A 16961-nucleotide genomic window follows, 5' to 3' on the forward strand; every position below is an offset into this window, starting at 1 on the left:
TTTATCCTACTTTTGATAGTACAGACAATATATGATTATGAACACAACGAATACTTTAAAAGTAGCTTTGATTCAATCGGATTTGGTTTGGGAAAATCCAACAGAAAACAGAAAACGATTTAAAAAAAAAATCAATAGTTTGTCAGATGAAATTGATTTAGTCGTTTTACCAGAAATGTTTACTACTGGCTTTACTATGAATGCTTCAACTGTTGCTGAAACTATGGAGGGTGAAACTGTTCAATGGCTACAATATTTGGCTCAAAAAAAATCCACAGCTATTGTAGGCAGTATTGTTATTCGTGAAAATGATTGTTTTTACAATCGTTTGTTGTTTGTGCATCCTTCAGGAAAAATAGATTCGTATAACAAAAAACATACATTTACGCTGGCAGGCGAACATGAAGTATTTTCTGCAGGAACTGAAAGAATTATAATTGACTATAAAGGATGGAGAATTTATCCGTTGATATGTTATGATTTACGTTTTCCTGTATGGGCCAGAAATACTGAAAATTACGATTTATTACTCTATGTGGCAAGTTGGCCTAAACCGCGTATTGAAGCATGGGACAGCTTATTAAAAGCGCGTGCTATTGAAAATATGAGTTATACGATTGGAGTAAATAGAGTAGGTGTAGACGCTAACGGTTATGAATATATTGGAAATACGGTTTGTTACGATACTTTAGGAAATTGTTTAGCTAAAAATAACCAAGGAACTGAGGAAATATTAATTGTTGAGTTAGATAAAGATAAACAAATAGAAACACGCAAGCGTTTTTGTTTTTTAGATGACAGAGATGCCTTTGTTATTAAAAAATAACGTCATTACGAGGAGTTTATGACGAAGTAATCTGTTTGTAGAATAACCATAAACCAGAAGATTACTTCACTACCGTTCGTAATGACGCTACTTAATCAGTTTATGCAGGAATCATCCATTTAAAATTGAACTTAGTATCTGGTACTACAATACGTTCTGTGATTCGATACATTCTATCTGGTAACTTCATTAAGAAATCTCGTGCTTTTTCTGCTTCTGGAGTTAAATTAGTAATCTTATCTATTTCCCAAGCTTCATTTAGTTTTCTCATAATATCAACATAGTCAAAGCCGGTGTATACACCTATTCGTTGCGCAACGGTTGAAAAATCGTCAAACAGACTTCCTTTCTCCCCAAATGATTCTCTTAAATGCATTGCAGGCATAACTATTTTGTGTTTCATCATGTGTTGAAATGCCAACATCATTTCACTTGGGTCAATCTTGAAGATTTCCTTTACAAACTCTGTATACGCTAGGTGATGACGCATTTCATCTCCCGCAATAATTCGAGACATTTTTGCCAAAGCTTTGTGCCCTTTCTTTTTCGCTATTTTTGCTACATTTAAGTGCGAAATATACGTTGCTAGCTCTTGAAAACTAGTGTAGACAAAGTTTTTATACGGATCTGTTGCTGTACCGATATCAAATCCATCAGCAATTAAATGCTGTGTAGATACTTCTACCTCACGCATATTTACTCTTCCTGAAAGATATAAATACTTATTTAACACATCTCCATGACGATTTTCTTCAGCTGTCCAAGCACGAATCCATTTTGCCCAACCATTGTCTGGTTGTTGTGTTACTCCATCTAAATCTAACAACCATGATTCATAGGTTGGTAAAGCTTCTTCAGTGATTGTGTCACCTACTAAAACCACCCAAAAATCATCGTCAAGCTCCTTTGAAATTTCTTGAATTTCTTTTACTTCATCGATAAAAGAATCTTTTTGAGAATTAGGTAAAAAATCGGTTGGTTGCCAAATTTTTTCAATTGGCATTAAGAATTTGTCTACAAAACTGTCTATATTTTTTTCCAGCGTTTGCATTACTTCCTTTCGTATGTTTTGTAATGACATAATAAAATTTAAGGGTTATATTTATTGTTGTTTGTTTTTAGTGTATTCCAGATTTAACTGTTGCTTCCACTTTGGTAATTAACTCATCAAACGGTAAGCTATCTACTTTTATAGGTTCGTGAGTCTGGATCTTTATAGGACTTCCTATTCCTAATGGAAATTTTCCGTATTTAAATACTTTCCACGAATTATTTATTGATAACGGAACGATATAAGCTTGTGGATTGTATTTAGCTATCATTTTAAGCCCGTTTACAGAGAATACCTTTGGTTTTCCTGTTCTACTTCTTGTTCCTTCCGGAAAAATCGCGGCAGACCATTTATTTTTATTAATTCGTTTGGCGAACTTACCTAATTCAGATAAGGCTTGCTTAGGATCTTTCCTATCAATTAAAGCAGCTCCTCCATATTTTAAATTGAAAGAGATACTGGGAATTCCTTTCCCTAGCTCTTTTTTTGATACAAATTTTGGGTAGTGTTTTCTAAGGTACCAAATTATTGGCGGAATATCAAATGTACTTTGATGATTTGCTACAAAAATCAACGTTGTGTTTTTTGGTAACTTGTGTTTGTTTTCAAACTCAACTCGAACTCCTAAAATCAATAAAGATTTTATTAGGAACCAATTCATAATATTTACTACATTTTGGTGTCCTTCTTGACCAAAGAGTTTTAACCCTAACCATTGTATTGGATGGAAAATTAATAGTAAAGAGAAAAACACCAATGCAAAGATTGATGATAAAATATAACTTAAAACCTTCATTCTATTTAGTTGTTTTGTTGTTTACTAGTTTCTTTTTTTACTAACTAAAACCGTTACAAAAACATACCGATTTCATTATTAAAACTTTACTAGTCCGCAAAAATAGAAAATCCCGCGGAAGCGGGACTATAATTTTATCTTAAAACCAATTATTCCAAGGAATTCTTGAGAGAATTAATAACAACGCTAATCCGTAAAAGATAGCAAAGGTTTTAAACTTGGCTTCGCTTTTTACTTGTTTTTTATGTTTAGACCATCCTATCGTAATTAACACTATAGCAATAATCATAGTTAATGGGTGTTCAATTGCCAATAATCTTGCTGCTGGTTCTTTCATCACCTCTCCTCCATTAGCTTTTAATGCTTGATACCAAGGAGACATAAAATACCATCCTAAGCCTATTAATAATTGAATATGAGTTGTGATTAAAGTAAATAAACCTAAACGGAACTCTTTATGGGTAAATTCTTTTTTTTGTACTAAGCCTATAATAGCATTTACTACCGTAAATATTAAAACTGCTAATACAATATATGCCCAATAAGAGTGCAAATTTTTCATCATGATTTGTTAATTTTTTGTACTTGTAAAAGTACTGAATTTTCTGCATAAAAAAACCACCTCTTTTGAGGTGGTTTTCAATTTATTTCTAATTTGAAATAATTAGAAGTTATATCTTACTGAGAAGTTCCATGTAGTACCCATACCAAAATAACCTTGGTTACTAGTATCAATACCTTTATATGTATTAGTTGTTCCCGCTCCAACTGGATTGTTAGTTCTTAATTCTGTAAGATATTCTTTATCTAAAACATTATTAACGTTTGCTCTAAAGTCTAAAGATTTAGTTCCTTCACCTAATCTTAATTTATAAGACACTCCTGCATCTAATAAACCATAAGAAGGTAACTCTAAGTTTTCTTTAACCGCACCAACGTTGGCGTATAATTTATCATAGAATCTATAATCTGAATCTATACTTAAATTTTCTGTAATAGAATAGTCAAAACCAAGACCTAGTGTGAACTGTGCTGCATCACCTACTTTACCTCCATCTACATCTACAACTGTACTAGCTCCAGTTACATTTCTATCTTCATCTAATGTTCTAGTTGTAACCTCTCCTGAATATATCCAATCACCTAATGAAACAAAACCTCTAACATCTAATTGTTGTAATGGCTTAGCTACAAAATCTAATTCAATTCCTTTATGATACTGACTTTGACCTGTTGTTTCAGTAGTTGTAAGAACACCACCACTTAAACGTGATGTTGCTTCAACTCTATTTTTCCAGATAGTGTTATACAAGTTAACATTTGCACTAAAGAATTCTGATTTAAAGCTATACCCCATTTCTAAACCAAAAATATCTTCATTTTGGGAACTTGGGTTGATAGAATTATCATAGTTATTAAAAATATTATCATGGTAAGGTTGACGTGAGTAATAACCTGTATTAAAGTAGAAAGATCCTTTTTCAGACATTTTAAAACCAAGTCCTGCCTTTAAATTATAGCCTAAGTTGTTAATTTTCTTAGATTCTTCATGCTCTGGTAAATAATCGTATCTATCAAATCTTTGGTGTTGTTGATTAGAGATAGCTCCTTGAAAGAAAGCAGACATATTATCATTTGAGTATTCAAGTTGAGTAAACACTCCTCCGTAAGTAATTCTCTCACTATTATCATAATCAATTCTCTGATTCTCCTCAGCTCCGTTAAACATTGCAGACCAAGGGTTAGTACCAAAGCTTTCAGTAGCTGTAACAGCTACAGTAGGACCAACTCTATTGTGAGTATTATCTTTTAAATCTCTATCTTCAGTCCAAGAGTCTAAACCGTGAAAATCAGCTACTTGCCTAAAGTGAGTTCCATAATATGTTCTAAGATCAGCTCCTATATTGAAAGTAAGATTATCATTAATATCATGTTCGAAGTTTGATACTAAACCATACCACGCATGATTGTTAACTGATGACCTAGTAATATAAGTATCATTACCAAACATTCCTACACCTCCCGCAGCAGCGTTATTTGCATAAATTGCATCATAATCTATAAGCCCCTCAGCAGTTCTTTGTCTAGCTCCTCTATTTCCTGTTCCTCCACCTCTACCAAATGAAGCGTATAAAACAGTAGATAAATTTGACACTTCTGATATTTTATAATCCCAGTTTAAGTTTAGAACTGGCTTATGATAAAAGTTTCTTCTCTCTGTCATGTACTTACCATTATAAGTACCCCAGTTATTATTATATTTCACTCCTTTATCTAAGTAAGTTTCAATACTTTGAGCAAAATTTTGATCATGCCATTGTGGTGCTCCTGTAAGTAAGAAGTTAAAACTATGCTTATCATTTGGCTTATAACCAACAGAGATAAAATAAGTTTGACCTTGACCTTTAGTACCATCAAAGTACCCATCTCCTTGCCAATGAGAAAGCATTACACTTGTTCCCCATCCACTTTCACTCATACCTGTGTTGTAAACAGCAGATACCTTGTAGTAATTATCGTTTGCTGTACCAGCATAAAAATATCCTCCTTCCTTCTTGTCAGTTGTTTTAGTTACAAAGTTCATTGTACCACCAACAGAAGAAATAGCTAATTTAGAAGCTCCTAAACCTCTCTGAATCTGTATTGCAGAAGCAATATCGTTAACTCCTGACCAGTTAGACCAATACATCTTACCATCTTCCATACCGTTAATTGGTTGTCCGTTTAATAAGAACGCCGTATTTGTTTGATCAAATCCACGTACGGAAATTCTTGAATCTCCAAAACCTCCTGAGTGACCTGCAACATATACCGAAGGAGTATTTACTAAAGCCATAGTAACATCTTGTGTTCCTATCTTCTTTTGGATTTCTGCTGCCTTAATTGTAGAAACAGCAACTGGTGTTTTCCTGCCCCCTGCTAAATCGATAACTCCTTTACCAATAATTACAATTTCATCTAAAGTGTTAGATGGTTCCAAAGCGATATTTCCTAGGTCTGACCCTCCTGAAAAAGACACTTCTTTGTTAGTATACCCAACAAATGACACTATTACTATTCCTGAATTAGAACTAGCGTTTAGCATAAACTTTCCATTGAAATCAGTAGCAGATCCGTTTGTAGTCCCTTTTACTACAACATTAGCTCCTGGCAATGGTTCCCCCATTTCGTCAACTACTGTACCAGTAATTTTTGTTTGACCTAAAACCGTAGCCGTTACAAAGAACAAAGCTACAAGTAATACATTTTTAAATGTTTTCATTTTTTAATCTAATTGTTATTAAATGCAGGTGCAAATATCCTGCTTTTCATTAGTGCTAATATTAACTTAATGTTAAGTTTTAACAAGAAATTAAGATCTTACCATATCTAAAAAAAAACTCTAAAAACTGAACAACAACAATTTAACCCCTAAAGTTATCGTTAACAAAATCTATATATAAGTTAAAAAAAGTATAAGAGATACGATTAACTAGAGCTTAATCGTTTGTAAGTTTTTTTTGAGCTAGTTCTTTTCCTAATTCTACACCAAATTGATCGTATGAAAATATATTCCATATAACTCCTTGAGTAAAAATTTTGTGTTCATATATAGCTAAAAGCATTCCTAAAGAATAAGGAGTTAGTTTTTTAAAAACTATAGAATTACTAGGGCGATTCCCCTTAAATACTTTGTAAGGTAAAAGTGTATTTACTTGACTTAACTGACCTTTTGCTTTTAAATCCAAGTGTGCTTCTTCTTTTGTTCTACCAAATGCAAGTGCTTCTTGTTGCGCATAATAATTAGCTAATAACCTCTCTTGATGCTCCTCTAAACCATGTAATGATTTTTTAAATCCAATAAAATCAACAGGTATTAACTTAGTTCCATGATGTAATAATTGCATAAAGGCATGTTGAGAATTTACACCTGTTCCACCCCAAACAATTGTTCCTGTTTGATAATCAACTTTATTTCCGTTTCTATCAACATCTTTACCATTACTTTCCATCACCGCTTGTTGTAAATATGGTAGAAGTTTTTCTAAGTATTCACTATATGGCAATACCATTTCGGTTTCAGAATCGAAGAAATTATTATACCAAATACTTAAAAGAGCTAAGACAACTGGTATATTTTTATTAAAGTCAGCAGTTTTAAAATGGTCATCCATTTTTTCGGCTCCTTTTAATAATTCTTTAAAATTTTCAAACCCTATAGACAGAGAGATTGATAAACCTACGGTTGACCAGAGAGAAAAGCGTCCGCCAACCCAATCCCACATTGGAAATATATTTTTTTTATCAATCCCAAAACTATCAACAGCTTCAGTATTGCAAGAGACTGCAACGAAATGTTTAGAAACATCAAAAACAGTTGCATGTTTTAAAAACCAATCTCTTATTGTATTAGCATTATTAATTGTTTCCTGTGTTGTAAAACTTTTGGAAACTATTATAAAAAGTGTTGTTTCTGGGTTTATTTTTTTAAGAATTTCTGAGACATGGTCTCCATCAATGTTTGACACAAAATGTATGTTCAGTTTATTCTTGTAAAACTGTAATGCTTCTGTAACCATTTTTGGACCTAAGTCAGATCCTCCAATACCTATATTAACAACATCTGTTATTGACTTACCTGTGTACCCTTTCCATTTTCCTGAAATAACTTTATTACTAAAAGCTTTCATTTTTCGTAAAGCTGTTTTAATTTTAGGCTTTACATCTTTTCCTCCTACAAAAACGGGTAGGTCTGTACTACTTCTTAAAGCTGTATGCAATACTGCTCTGTTTTCCGTAGCATTAATTTTGTCTCCTGAAAAATATTTTTCAATAGCATCTTTTAATTCGACTTCTTCTGCTAAAGAAATTAATAAGTCGATTGTTTCTTGAGTTATTCTATTTTTAGAATAATCAACACTTAATTCATCTAACAAAATAGAAAAATTATCTTTTCTGTTTTTATTCTTACGAAACAGTTCTTTTAGCTCATAATTTTTCGCTTCATTAAAATGTTTTATTAACTTCTCCCAAGCATTTGTCTTTGTCGGGTTTATATTTTGTAAGGGCATAATTAATTAGTAGCTAAAATTTCTTTTTCTTTAAATGAAAGTGGTTCAGGTTGTGGTAATTTTATATTATCTAACTGTCTTTTAAGTGGTTTTATATACTCTAAATACGTTGGTTTTATTTTAGGGTCTAAAGGTTCTGCTGATGGTAATTTTTCACGAAATGGATCTACTTGTCGTCCATTTTTCCAAAAACGATAACAAACATGCGGACCACTTGTGTTACCTGTCATACCAACCCAACCTATAATATCTCCTTGCTTCACATAATCTCCTACTCTAACATTACGTCTTTTCATGTGTAAATATTGTGTCGTATAGGTACTATTATGTTTTACTTTCACATAATTACCATTTCCTCCTCTTCTTGTTGATTCTACAACAGTTCCACTTGCTGTAGTCATAATTGGAGTTCCATACCTAGCTGCGAAATCAGTTCCTTTATGTGGTCTTACTCTATTGCCATATAACTTAATTCGTCTTCTTAAATTGTATCTTGAAGAAATTCGATATTGGAATTTAATTGGTGATTTTAAAAATGCTCTTCGTAACATATTTCCTTCCTGATCGTAATACTCTGGAATTTTTTTTATTGAATCGGCTACATATCTGTAAGCATACAAATCTTCTCCGTTATGTTTAAAAATAGCTGCTTTGACTTTACCATAGCCAACAAAGGTAGTATCATTAATAAACTTTTCTTCATATATCAACTTAAATGTATCTCCTTTTTGCAAACGATAAAAATCTAAGGTCCAAGCATAAATATCTGCTACAGTATTCGTTAACGTTGGTTTTAACTGTAGACTATCCATTGTTACAGATAAATTAGAGTAAATTTCACCAGCTATTTCTTTTTCAACAGTTTTTATCTTTTTTCTATGTTTATATGCAGATATTATTGAGTCTTTAAAATCTATAACTGTAGCTTCTACTTTATTATGTTTGTAAATAAAAACTTGAGCCTGATCTAAACTATCTTTTGAAGCTAAAATTGTGTACGCCTTTCCAGATCGTATTCTCCTTACATCAAAAGTATCTTTAATTTTAGTCGCTATCTCATTAATTTTTGGGTACATTACATGGTGTCTATCCATAATAACGCCAAAACTTTCTCCATTATTTATAGTATCGTTAATAACCTTATAGTTATCTAAATTAAACCCGTAAGCTATAACAGGTTTAGGTTTTTCTATTTTAACGGGCTCTTGCACGACTACTTTCTTTTCTTTTTTACACGAAAAGAAAAGACATAAAATAATGAATGTAAAAATGATTTTTTTCAAAAAAAGCTGCTTTAAATTTGAGTTTATGCGCAAAAGTACAAATAAATAGTATTTTTTCTCTCACTTTAACAATTCTTAAACAGCTTATATTTTTTTAATCAACAATTATTTCAAAAGGATTTGCTAACCCTTTATAAGCATCTAATTCTGCACGTAAAGAACCTACGGCTAAAGAAGCTTTCATTTTTATTGGTATTTTATTATCATCTGCCGAAATCCAAATGGTAACACTTTCTTTAGCTTTAAAAACTCTACCTGCTTGTACTAATGGTCTAAATTTTTGTGTTTTTACTTTACCAAATTTTGTTTTTAATGTTTCATAGCCTAAAAAACGCAATTTAAAAGGGTAACTTTTATTATCAAAAAACATATCAAGCTTAATTTCATCTCCTTTTCTTAATTTTTTTGTATTCTGACTTCTTAAAAAATAGAACGTAGAAATCATATCTTGAGGAGACTTAATAGAAATTAACGTATCTTTTTGTTTACGGAAATCCTGTACGTACGCTGTTTTTTTCTTGTGATTGAAGGTTATATGTCGATTTTTTTTATGTCCGCCCTCATCTATTTTTCTTTTGAATAAGTAGGGCTCAACTTTGTCAATTCCAAAGTAACTTTCATATCTATCATCAACTTTAAAGAACCAACTAATAACACCAGTTGTTTTACCTGTTCCTATAGCATGTAGTACTTTTTGGTTATTTAGGTTCTTCTCTTTTAGTTGTAAAACAGCTGTTCCTGCTTTTAAAAAACCACTATAACTCATATCAAACCGGAGCCACTCTCCGCTTTTGTATGCTTTTGGTTGACTTTGTGCAAAAAAACTTTGTGCAACGATTAAAAATGTAAAAAACAATATTCTTTTTCTCATAATGTTCAAACTTATGAAAATTGATAGACAATTACCATTCCAAAAATTAAAAAAACTGTTTAACAGAACATTATGCTTCTTTTATCTTCTTGTTACTAGAATTTAAAAAGTTCCCCAATTTTTTAATTCTTCTTCGCTCCATAAGTATGGAAAGAAAATTCTTCTTTGGTACTTTGGATGTAAATACTTTCTCCAATTACTTCCTCCTGTGGCTTCCAAATCCCCATCAGTTCCCCCTAAATACTTTCCTGCTGCATTGTAATGAGCCATTACCCATTTTACATTTACTGTATAATCGTAGTGACGCATTGCTTTTATTAGTTCTTCATTTGCTTGAACTTCTTCAGGTAATTGTTTGAATTTTTTTGAAAGGTTACAGTCATTATAATCTTCCATAAAATCTATAAATTCACCCATATACTTTTTCTCAAACAAATTTAATAATGTTGTTTTTTGACCCGTTGTATAATTTTTACCTGCTGCTTGCCAATATAAATGATCATAGGCATTTTTAAATGATGAATTTCTATCAATTGTATCTCGATAACGAGCATCTATCAAATTAATAAGATCGGTAGACGCAAATTCAATCTTACGATATTGTGCACTTTGAAAACCACTTGCTGGTGTTAATGTGTTTCTGAATTTTAAGTATTGGTCTACATCCATTCCATCACCCATAACTGTAAAAGAACTACATAACATATCAAAATAACGACTTATGCGCATTAAATGCTTTGAGAATTTATCTGGTGTAATTTCTTCTGCTTTTGCTACTTGGTCAATTTCCCACAAAATCATTTTAAACAACAGTTCATTTACTTGATGATACATGATAAAAACCATTTCATCTGGTAACGTAGTTCTAGGAATTTGCAATCCTAAAAGTGCATCTGTTTGTATGTAATCCCAATAAGTTATTGGCTCACTCCATAGCAGTCCTTCTAGCATTGCTTCTACAGGAACTCCTAACTTATCGTATTTTTCTTCTATTGCCTTTAATATTTCTTCTTTACTCATTTTCTTGTTTTTTTGAGAAAAAAGAAAAGAGAAAAGAGAAAACAGACAGTCTAACTATCTATTTTCTTTTCTCTTTTTTCTATTATCTATCTTAGTCTATAAAGTTCCTCTTAATTGTTGTTCTCTTTCAATTGATTCGAACAATGCTTTAAAGTTTCCAGCTCCAAAACCACGGGCTCCCATTCTTTGAATAATTTCAAAGAATAAAGTTGGACGATCTTCTACTGGTTTTGTGAAAATTTGTAATAAATATCCTTCTTCATCAGCATCAATCATAATTCCTAAAGATTTTAGCTTTTCAATATCTTCTCTTAGCTCGTGACTAAATTCTTCTAATCTTCCTGGAACTGCTTTATAATATTCTTCTGGTGGTGTTGATAAGAACTCTACTCCTTGAGACCTTAATTGGCTTACTGTTTTTATAATATCATCAGTAGCAACCGCAATGTGTTGTACTCCTGCTCCTTCATAAAAATCTAAATACTCTTCAATTTGAGAACGTTTTTTTCCTTCAGCTGGTTCATTTATTGGAAATTTAATTCTTCCATTTCCGTTAGACATTACTTTACTCATTAACGCTGAATATTCTGTATGAATTTGCTTATCATCAAATGATAAAAAGTTTTCAAACCCCATTACATCTTCATACCATTTTACCCAAACATCCATTTGATTCCAACCAACATTACCTACCATGTGGTCGATATATTTTAATCCTGCTGCTGGTGGATTATAATCTGATTCCCATTTTTGGAAACCTGGTAAAAATGTTCCGTTATAGTTTTTACGCTCAACAAACATATGAACTGTTTCTCCATACGTATAAATCCCTGCTCTTACAACTTCTCCGTGCTCATCTTTTTCTACAGTAGGCTCCATGTACGATTTTGCACCACGTGAAGTTGTTTCTTCGTATGCTTTTCTTGCATCTTCTACCCAAAGCGCTACCACTTTAACTCCATCACCATGTTTTACAATATGATCATTAATTGGAGATTTACTATTTAATGGTGTTGTTAAAACCAGCTTAATTTTGTCTTGCTTAATAACATAACTTACTTCTTCTGTAGACCCTGTTTCTAAACCTTTATAAGCATATGATTGAAAACCGAAAGCCGTTTTATAAAAGTGTGCTGCTTGCTTTGCATTACCAACATAAAACTCTACATAATCTGTTCCTAAAAGTGGTAAGAAGTCTTGCGCTCCTTCAAATATTTTTTCTAAACCGTAGTTTACTGATTTTATTTCTTTTGACATTTTTCTCTATTTTGAAAATTTGATAATTAGTTAATTTGAAAATTGAATTGACACATTTTCAAATTGTCTCATTAATATACTGAATTACTCTAGCCAAGATTTATAATAATCTTCATCTGCTATTTTCATAGCTTCTTCAGTTACTTTTAAAGGTTTAAAAGTATCTACCATTACTGCTAGTTCTTCAGTTACTTTTTCTCCGATACTTCTTTCTGTAGCTCCTGGATGTGGCCCATGAGGAATACCTGCTGGATGTAAAGAAATATGACCTGCATCTATATCATTTCTACTCATAAAATCTCCATCAACATAATACAATACTTCGTCAGAGTCAATATTACTATGATTGTATGGTGCAGGAATAGCCTCTGGATGATAATCATACAGCCTCGGAACAAAACTACAAATTACAAAAGCATCCGTTTCAAATGTTTGGTGTACTGGTGGCGGTTGGTGTATACGCCCTGTTATTGGTTCAAAATCATGAATTGAAAAAGCATAAGGATAGTTATATCCATCATACCCAACAACATCAAAAGGATGTGTTGCGTATACCATTTCAATAATTTCGTTTTGTTTCTTTACATTGATAATGAAATCTCCTTTTTCGTTATGCGTTTCTAACTCTTCTGGTCTGCGAATATCACGCTCACAAAATGGCGAGTGCTCTAATAATTGACCAAACCAGTTACGGTATCTTTTTGGGGTGTAAACTGGACGATACGATTCTACAATAAACAACCTGTTGTCTTCTGTATCAAAATCCAATTTATAAATAACTCCGCGAGGAATTACTAAATAGTCTCCATACTTGAAATCTAAGTTCCCAAGCATTGTACGTAATTTTCCTGTCCCTCTATGAATAAAAATTACCTCATCTGCATCCGTATTTTTATAAAAATAGTCTTTAGTAGATTCTTTTGGAGCCGATAAGATGATATTACAGTCAGAATTGGTAAGTACTACTTTTCTACTTTGTAAGTAATCATTTTCTTGCGGAACTTGAAAACCTCTAAAACGATACGATTGGATATTATTTTCTTTTGCTACTTTCGGAGCAATAGAGTATTGCTTACGAATTTCTTTAACCATTGTTGGTCTATATTCATGATAACTATTGGTTGACATTCCGTCAAAACCAATTGTACCAAATAATTGTTCGTAATATAAACTTCCGTCTTCTTTACGAAACTGGATATGTCGCTTATGTGGAATTTTTCCTAATTTATGATAAAAAGGCATCTTTAATTAATTTGATTATTCAACAATTTGTTAATTATATAATTAACTCTCTTTCTTTATTTAGCCTATCATTTATATTAATAGTAGCTAAACTTCAAAACCAAACAACAATAGCTATTCCGGGTTCCTTTTTATCATGAACTTTAAATGCGCTAAAAGGTCTTTCCAATGCATTTTAAATAGGTTTTTTAGTTGTGCTTTACAAATATACCAAAATTAAAAAGATGTTGATATCTCATTAAATTTCAAAATTTTAGATTTTTTTATTTAAAATTAATCTAAATAAGTTTTGACATTAAGTTTTGTTAAAATACTTTTGCCTCATAAAATAACTTTATTAAATCTAAATAATAATAAAAAATGAAAAAAATCATACCCATATTGTTGGTATTGTTTTTATTTATTACAACATCAATAGTCGCTCAAAACAGCTCTATTAAGGGTGTTATTGTATCAGAAAACAATAACTTCCTCTCTTCTGTGAATATAACTTTAAGTTCTACAAATCATGGAATTATTAGTAATGAAAAAGGAGAGTTTGAGTTTAAAAGCTTAAAAAAAGGTAAGTATGTAATTAATTTATCAATGGTTGGTTTTGAGAAAAAATCAATTACAGTAAGACTTAAAAATAATGAATCTAAAAATCTTGGTAGGATTCTTCTTAAAGAAGCTATCGATGAGTTAGACGAAATCACCATTAATGGAGTAAAAAACAGATACGCTAAGAAGAAGGTCTCTAATTCTTTACGCTTACAAACACCTATTAAACAACTACCTCAAAACATTCAGGTAGTTGGCTCAGAGGTTTTACAAGATCAACTTGTTACAAATATGCTCGAAGGAGCTTTTAGGAATGTAAGTGGGGTTAGTAACATAGAACATTGGGGGAATTTCGCACGTATTAACATGCGTGGGTTTAGATTACCAGCTTTTAGGAATGGTGTAAATATTCAAGACTCTTGGGGGCCTTTGTCTGAAGATACTTTTATGATAGATCGTATAGAATTTGTCAAGGGACCTTCAGGCTTTATGATGGCTGCGGGTGAACCTGGTGGTTTTTATAATGTGGTTACAAAAAAACCTACCGAAGAAAAAATAGGGTCTATAAACTTAATGGCAGGCAGTTTTGATACATATCGAGCTGCGGCAGATTTTGGTGGATCTTTAACAAGTGATAAGCGTTTACTAGCTCGTTTGAACGTTTTATATCAAAACACTGGAAGTCATAGAAAGTTTGAGGATAGTGAACGTATTGGTGTTGCTCCTTCATTATCATATAAAATAAGTGATAAAACAGACTTCTTAACTGAGTTTTCTTTTCAAAAACTAAACACTCTTTTAGGAGCTGCTTATATTTTTGCTCCTTTAGATAAAGGATTTGGGAGTCTTCCTAAGAACTTTTCTATGGTTGACAGTAATTTTCCTGACACTGATATTAAAGAAGTTAGTTTATTAAACCAACTAACACATCGCTTTAATAATAACTGGTCAGTAGAAGCAAAATATGTTACTATGTTGTATACTCAACAAGGAGCTTCTGCTTGGTTAAATAGTATGCAAAATAATGGTGATGCTATTAGAAGTGTAAGTATTTGGGATGCTATTTCTGAAAGTGAATATTTTCAATTATATGCTAACGGAAAGTTTAATACAGGAGCAGTAACCCATAAAGTTATGGGAGGGTTTGATTATACGGATAAAGAGTATTTTGCTGATTTTTATCAAGGTGGTGCAGTAGACACTCCTACAAATCCTTTTAATATATACAATCCAACTTACGGAGATCGTATTTTTCCTGTATTTGATAGAAGTACACCTTTAAAAGACCGTACACCTTCTTACTCTTATGGAACAAAAATAAACTCTATATACGCTCAAGACGAAATAGGTTTTTTAGAGAATAAAATACGTTTAACATTAGCGGGTAGATACACTCAATTAACTCCTAAAGGAGATATTACAACTAAAAAATTTACTCCTAGAATTGGTTTTAGTGCTGATATAACTCCTCAAATTACCGCTTATGGATTATATGACCAATCATTCTTAGCAAATGATGCTATTGATAATGCAGGAAAGAGGTTTGACCCTATTGAAGGAACTATTTACGAAGCTGGTTTAAAAACCAATTGGTTAAATGGTAAAATAAACGCTTCTTTAAGTGCTTACATTATTAATAAGAATAACATTACTACTAGCGATCCTACCGACCCTACTCGTCAGTTTAGTATTTTACTTGGTGAGGTTGAATCAAAAGGTTTTGAGTTTGATATGCAAGCGCACATTACAAGTGAATTAGACTTATTATTAAATTACGCTAACACAGATGTGAAAATCGCAAAATCAAACATATCAAACGCAGTAGGAACTCGAATTGCAGGACACGCTAAACATATTACCAATGGTTGGTTAAACTATAATTTTAATCAAAATTCTGCCTTAAAAGGCTTTGGAATTTCTTTAGGATATCAATACTTAGTAGATAGAACTTCATGGACAATAGGGGCCAATAATAAGGCAGAACTTCCTGACTATTTTAAAATGGATGGTGGAGTGCATTGGAAAAATAATAAACTTCGTATTGCTTTAAATATTAATAATATTTTAAATAAACATTTATATTCTGGCACCAAAAACGATAAATTTCTTTATTGGCAATCTGAACCAGGAATCAATGGTAGGATTTCTCTTACCTATAACTTATTCTAACAACCCAAAAACCACCTAAAATTTAGGTGGTTTTTATAAATTATTAAAAAATGAAAAAATCAATTCTTACTTTATTATTCTTAGCTGTATTTAGCAATTCTTTTGCTCATTATATTTGGATTGAAACTAGCTCTACAGGAACATTAAACAACGAACACGAAGTAAAAGTTCGTTTTGGAGAGTTTTCGGAAGGTGTAATTGAAAAAGTAGGCGGAGAAAACTATAACAATGTAAAAAACTTTACTATTTGGTTAATCGCTCCTGATGGAACTAAAACAACTTTACAAACAATAGCTAAAGACGATTATTATAGTACCTCTTTCGTTCCTAAACAAAAAGGAACATATACCATTGCACTTGACAATAAAAATATAAAAGTGTTTGATTTTACAAAATACGATTACACAACCTTTAAACCCGAATATCATGCTAAAGCTAGAGTTGTCGTAGGTACATCAATAACAGAATTAAAAAGTACAAACCCAGAAGGAATTGAAATTATCGACGTTACTCCAAAACACCATACAAATGCTGATGAAGTTACCTTAAAAGTATTATACAAAGGCACTGCCCTTAAAAAAGGAGAAATTACTTTATTCACTCAAGGAAAATGGTCGGTAAAAGAAAAAACCAATGAAAAAGGATTAGTAACATTTAAACTACCTAAAAAGACTACCTATACCGTAGAAGCTACACATGAAGAAAAGACACCTGGTACGTACAACAATGTTAACTATAACATTATTTGGCATTGTGCGACTTATTGTATAAAAAACTAGTGTTAAAATTTATTTAAAATAATTCTAAATAAATTTTGGTGTTAATTTTTCTTAAAATACATTTGCTTAATTATAT

The 16961-nt window shown here is 31.7% G+C and carries 13 protein-coding genes; 3 read left to right on the forward strand and 10 right to left on the reverse strand.

Annotated elements, in window-relative coordinates:
- The first annotated feature begins 37 nt into the window (after positions 1-37).
- Entirely contained in the window at positions 38-826 is a 789-nt protein-coding gene (locus AC3VJB_RS11620; protein WP_281980117.1) for an amidohydrolase, read from the forward strand.
- 100 nt (positions 827-926) lie between these two features.
- On the opposite strand, the gene AC3VJB_RS11625 is transcribed toward AC3VJB_RS11620, so the two are convergent.
- The 10 genes from AC3VJB_RS11625 to AC3VJB_RS11670 all read right to left on the reverse strand — a co-directional run bounded on the left by AC3VJB_RS11625 (position 927) and on the right by AC3VJB_RS11670 (position 13397).
- Positions 927-1907: an acyl-ACP desaturase gene (locus AC3VJB_RS11625; RefSeq protein ID WP_281980118.1), complete on the reverse strand. Its 981-nt coding sequence runs from the start codon at positions 1905-1907 to the stop codon at positions 927-929.
- Positions 1908-1944: 37 nt separating this feature from the next.
- A complete protein-coding gene (locus tag AC3VJB_RS11630; protein ID WP_047787925.1) occupies positions 1945-2673 on the reverse strand; it encodes a lysophospholipid acyltransferase family protein in 729 nt (242 codons plus the stop codon).
- 139 nt (positions 2674-2812) lie between these two features.
- Positions 2813-3235 carry a hypothetical protein gene (locus AC3VJB_RS11635; protein WP_047787926.1) on the reverse strand — a complete coding sequence of 141 codons (423 nt, stop codon included), beginning with the start codon at positions 3233-3235 and terminating at the stop codon, positions 2813-2815.
- 102 nt (positions 3236-3337) lie between these two features.
- Positions 3338-5935 carry a TonB-dependent receptor gene (locus AC3VJB_RS11640; protein ID WP_047787927.1) on the reverse strand — a complete coding sequence of 866 codons (2598 nt, stop codon included), beginning with the start codon at positions 5933-5935 and terminating at the stop codon, positions 3338-3340.
- Between the two features lie 217 nt (positions 5936-6152).
- On the reverse strand, positions 6153-7724 hold the full coding sequence (gene pgi, locus AC3VJB_RS11645) for a glucose-6-phosphate isomerase (RefSeq protein WP_281980120.1): 1572 nt from the start codon (positions 7722-7724) through the stop codon (positions 6153-6155).
- A 2-nt stretch (positions 7725-7726) separates the two neighbouring features.
- Positions 7727-9007: a peptidoglycan DD-metalloendopeptidase family protein gene (locus tag AC3VJB_RS11650; protein WP_167712739.1), complete on the reverse strand. Its 1281-nt coding sequence runs from the start codon at positions 9005-9007 to the stop codon at positions 7727-7729.
- Between the two features lie 94 nt (positions 9008-9101).
- Positions 9102-9878, reverse strand: a complete 777-nt coding sequence (locus AC3VJB_RS11655; RefSeq protein ID WP_073182275.1) for a DUF3108 domain-containing protein — start codon at positions 9876-9878, stop codon at positions 9102-9104.
- Between the two features lie 102 nt (positions 9879-9980).
- Entirely contained in the window at positions 9981-10898 is a 918-nt protein-coding gene (locus AC3VJB_RS11660; protein ID WP_047787931.1) for a tryptophan 2,3-dioxygenase family protein, read from the reverse strand.
- Between the two features lie 96 nt (positions 10899-10994).
- Complete coding sequence (gene hppD / locus AC3VJB_RS11665) at positions 10995-12155, reverse strand: 4-hydroxyphenylpyruvate dioxygenase (RefSeq protein ID WP_047787932.1); 1161 nt, start codon at positions 12153-12155, stop codon at positions 10995-10997.
- Positions 12156-12239: 84 nt separating this feature from the next.
- Positions 12240-13397 carry a homogentisate 1,2-dioxygenase gene (locus AC3VJB_RS11670; protein WP_047787933.1) on the reverse strand — a complete coding sequence of 386 codons (1158 nt, stop codon included), beginning with the start codon at positions 13395-13397 and terminating at the stop codon, positions 12240-12242.
- 360 nt (positions 13398-13757) lie between these two features.
- On the opposite strand from AC3VJB_RS11670, the gene AC3VJB_RS11675 reads away from it, so the two are divergent.
- On the forward strand, positions 13758-16106 hold the full coding sequence (locus AC3VJB_RS11675; protein WP_497667176.1) for a TonB-dependent receptor domain-containing protein: 2349 nt from the start codon (positions 13758-13760) through the stop codon (positions 16104-16106).
- A gap of 50 nt (positions 16107-16156) precedes the next feature.
- Complete coding sequence (locus AC3VJB_RS11680; protein ID WP_497667177.1) at positions 16157-16885, forward strand: DUF4198 domain-containing protein; 729 nt, start codon at positions 16157-16159, stop codon at positions 16883-16885.
- Positions 16886-16961 lie beyond the last annotated feature (76 nt).

The organism is Tenacibaculum sp. TB-53 (assembly GCF_059716285.2).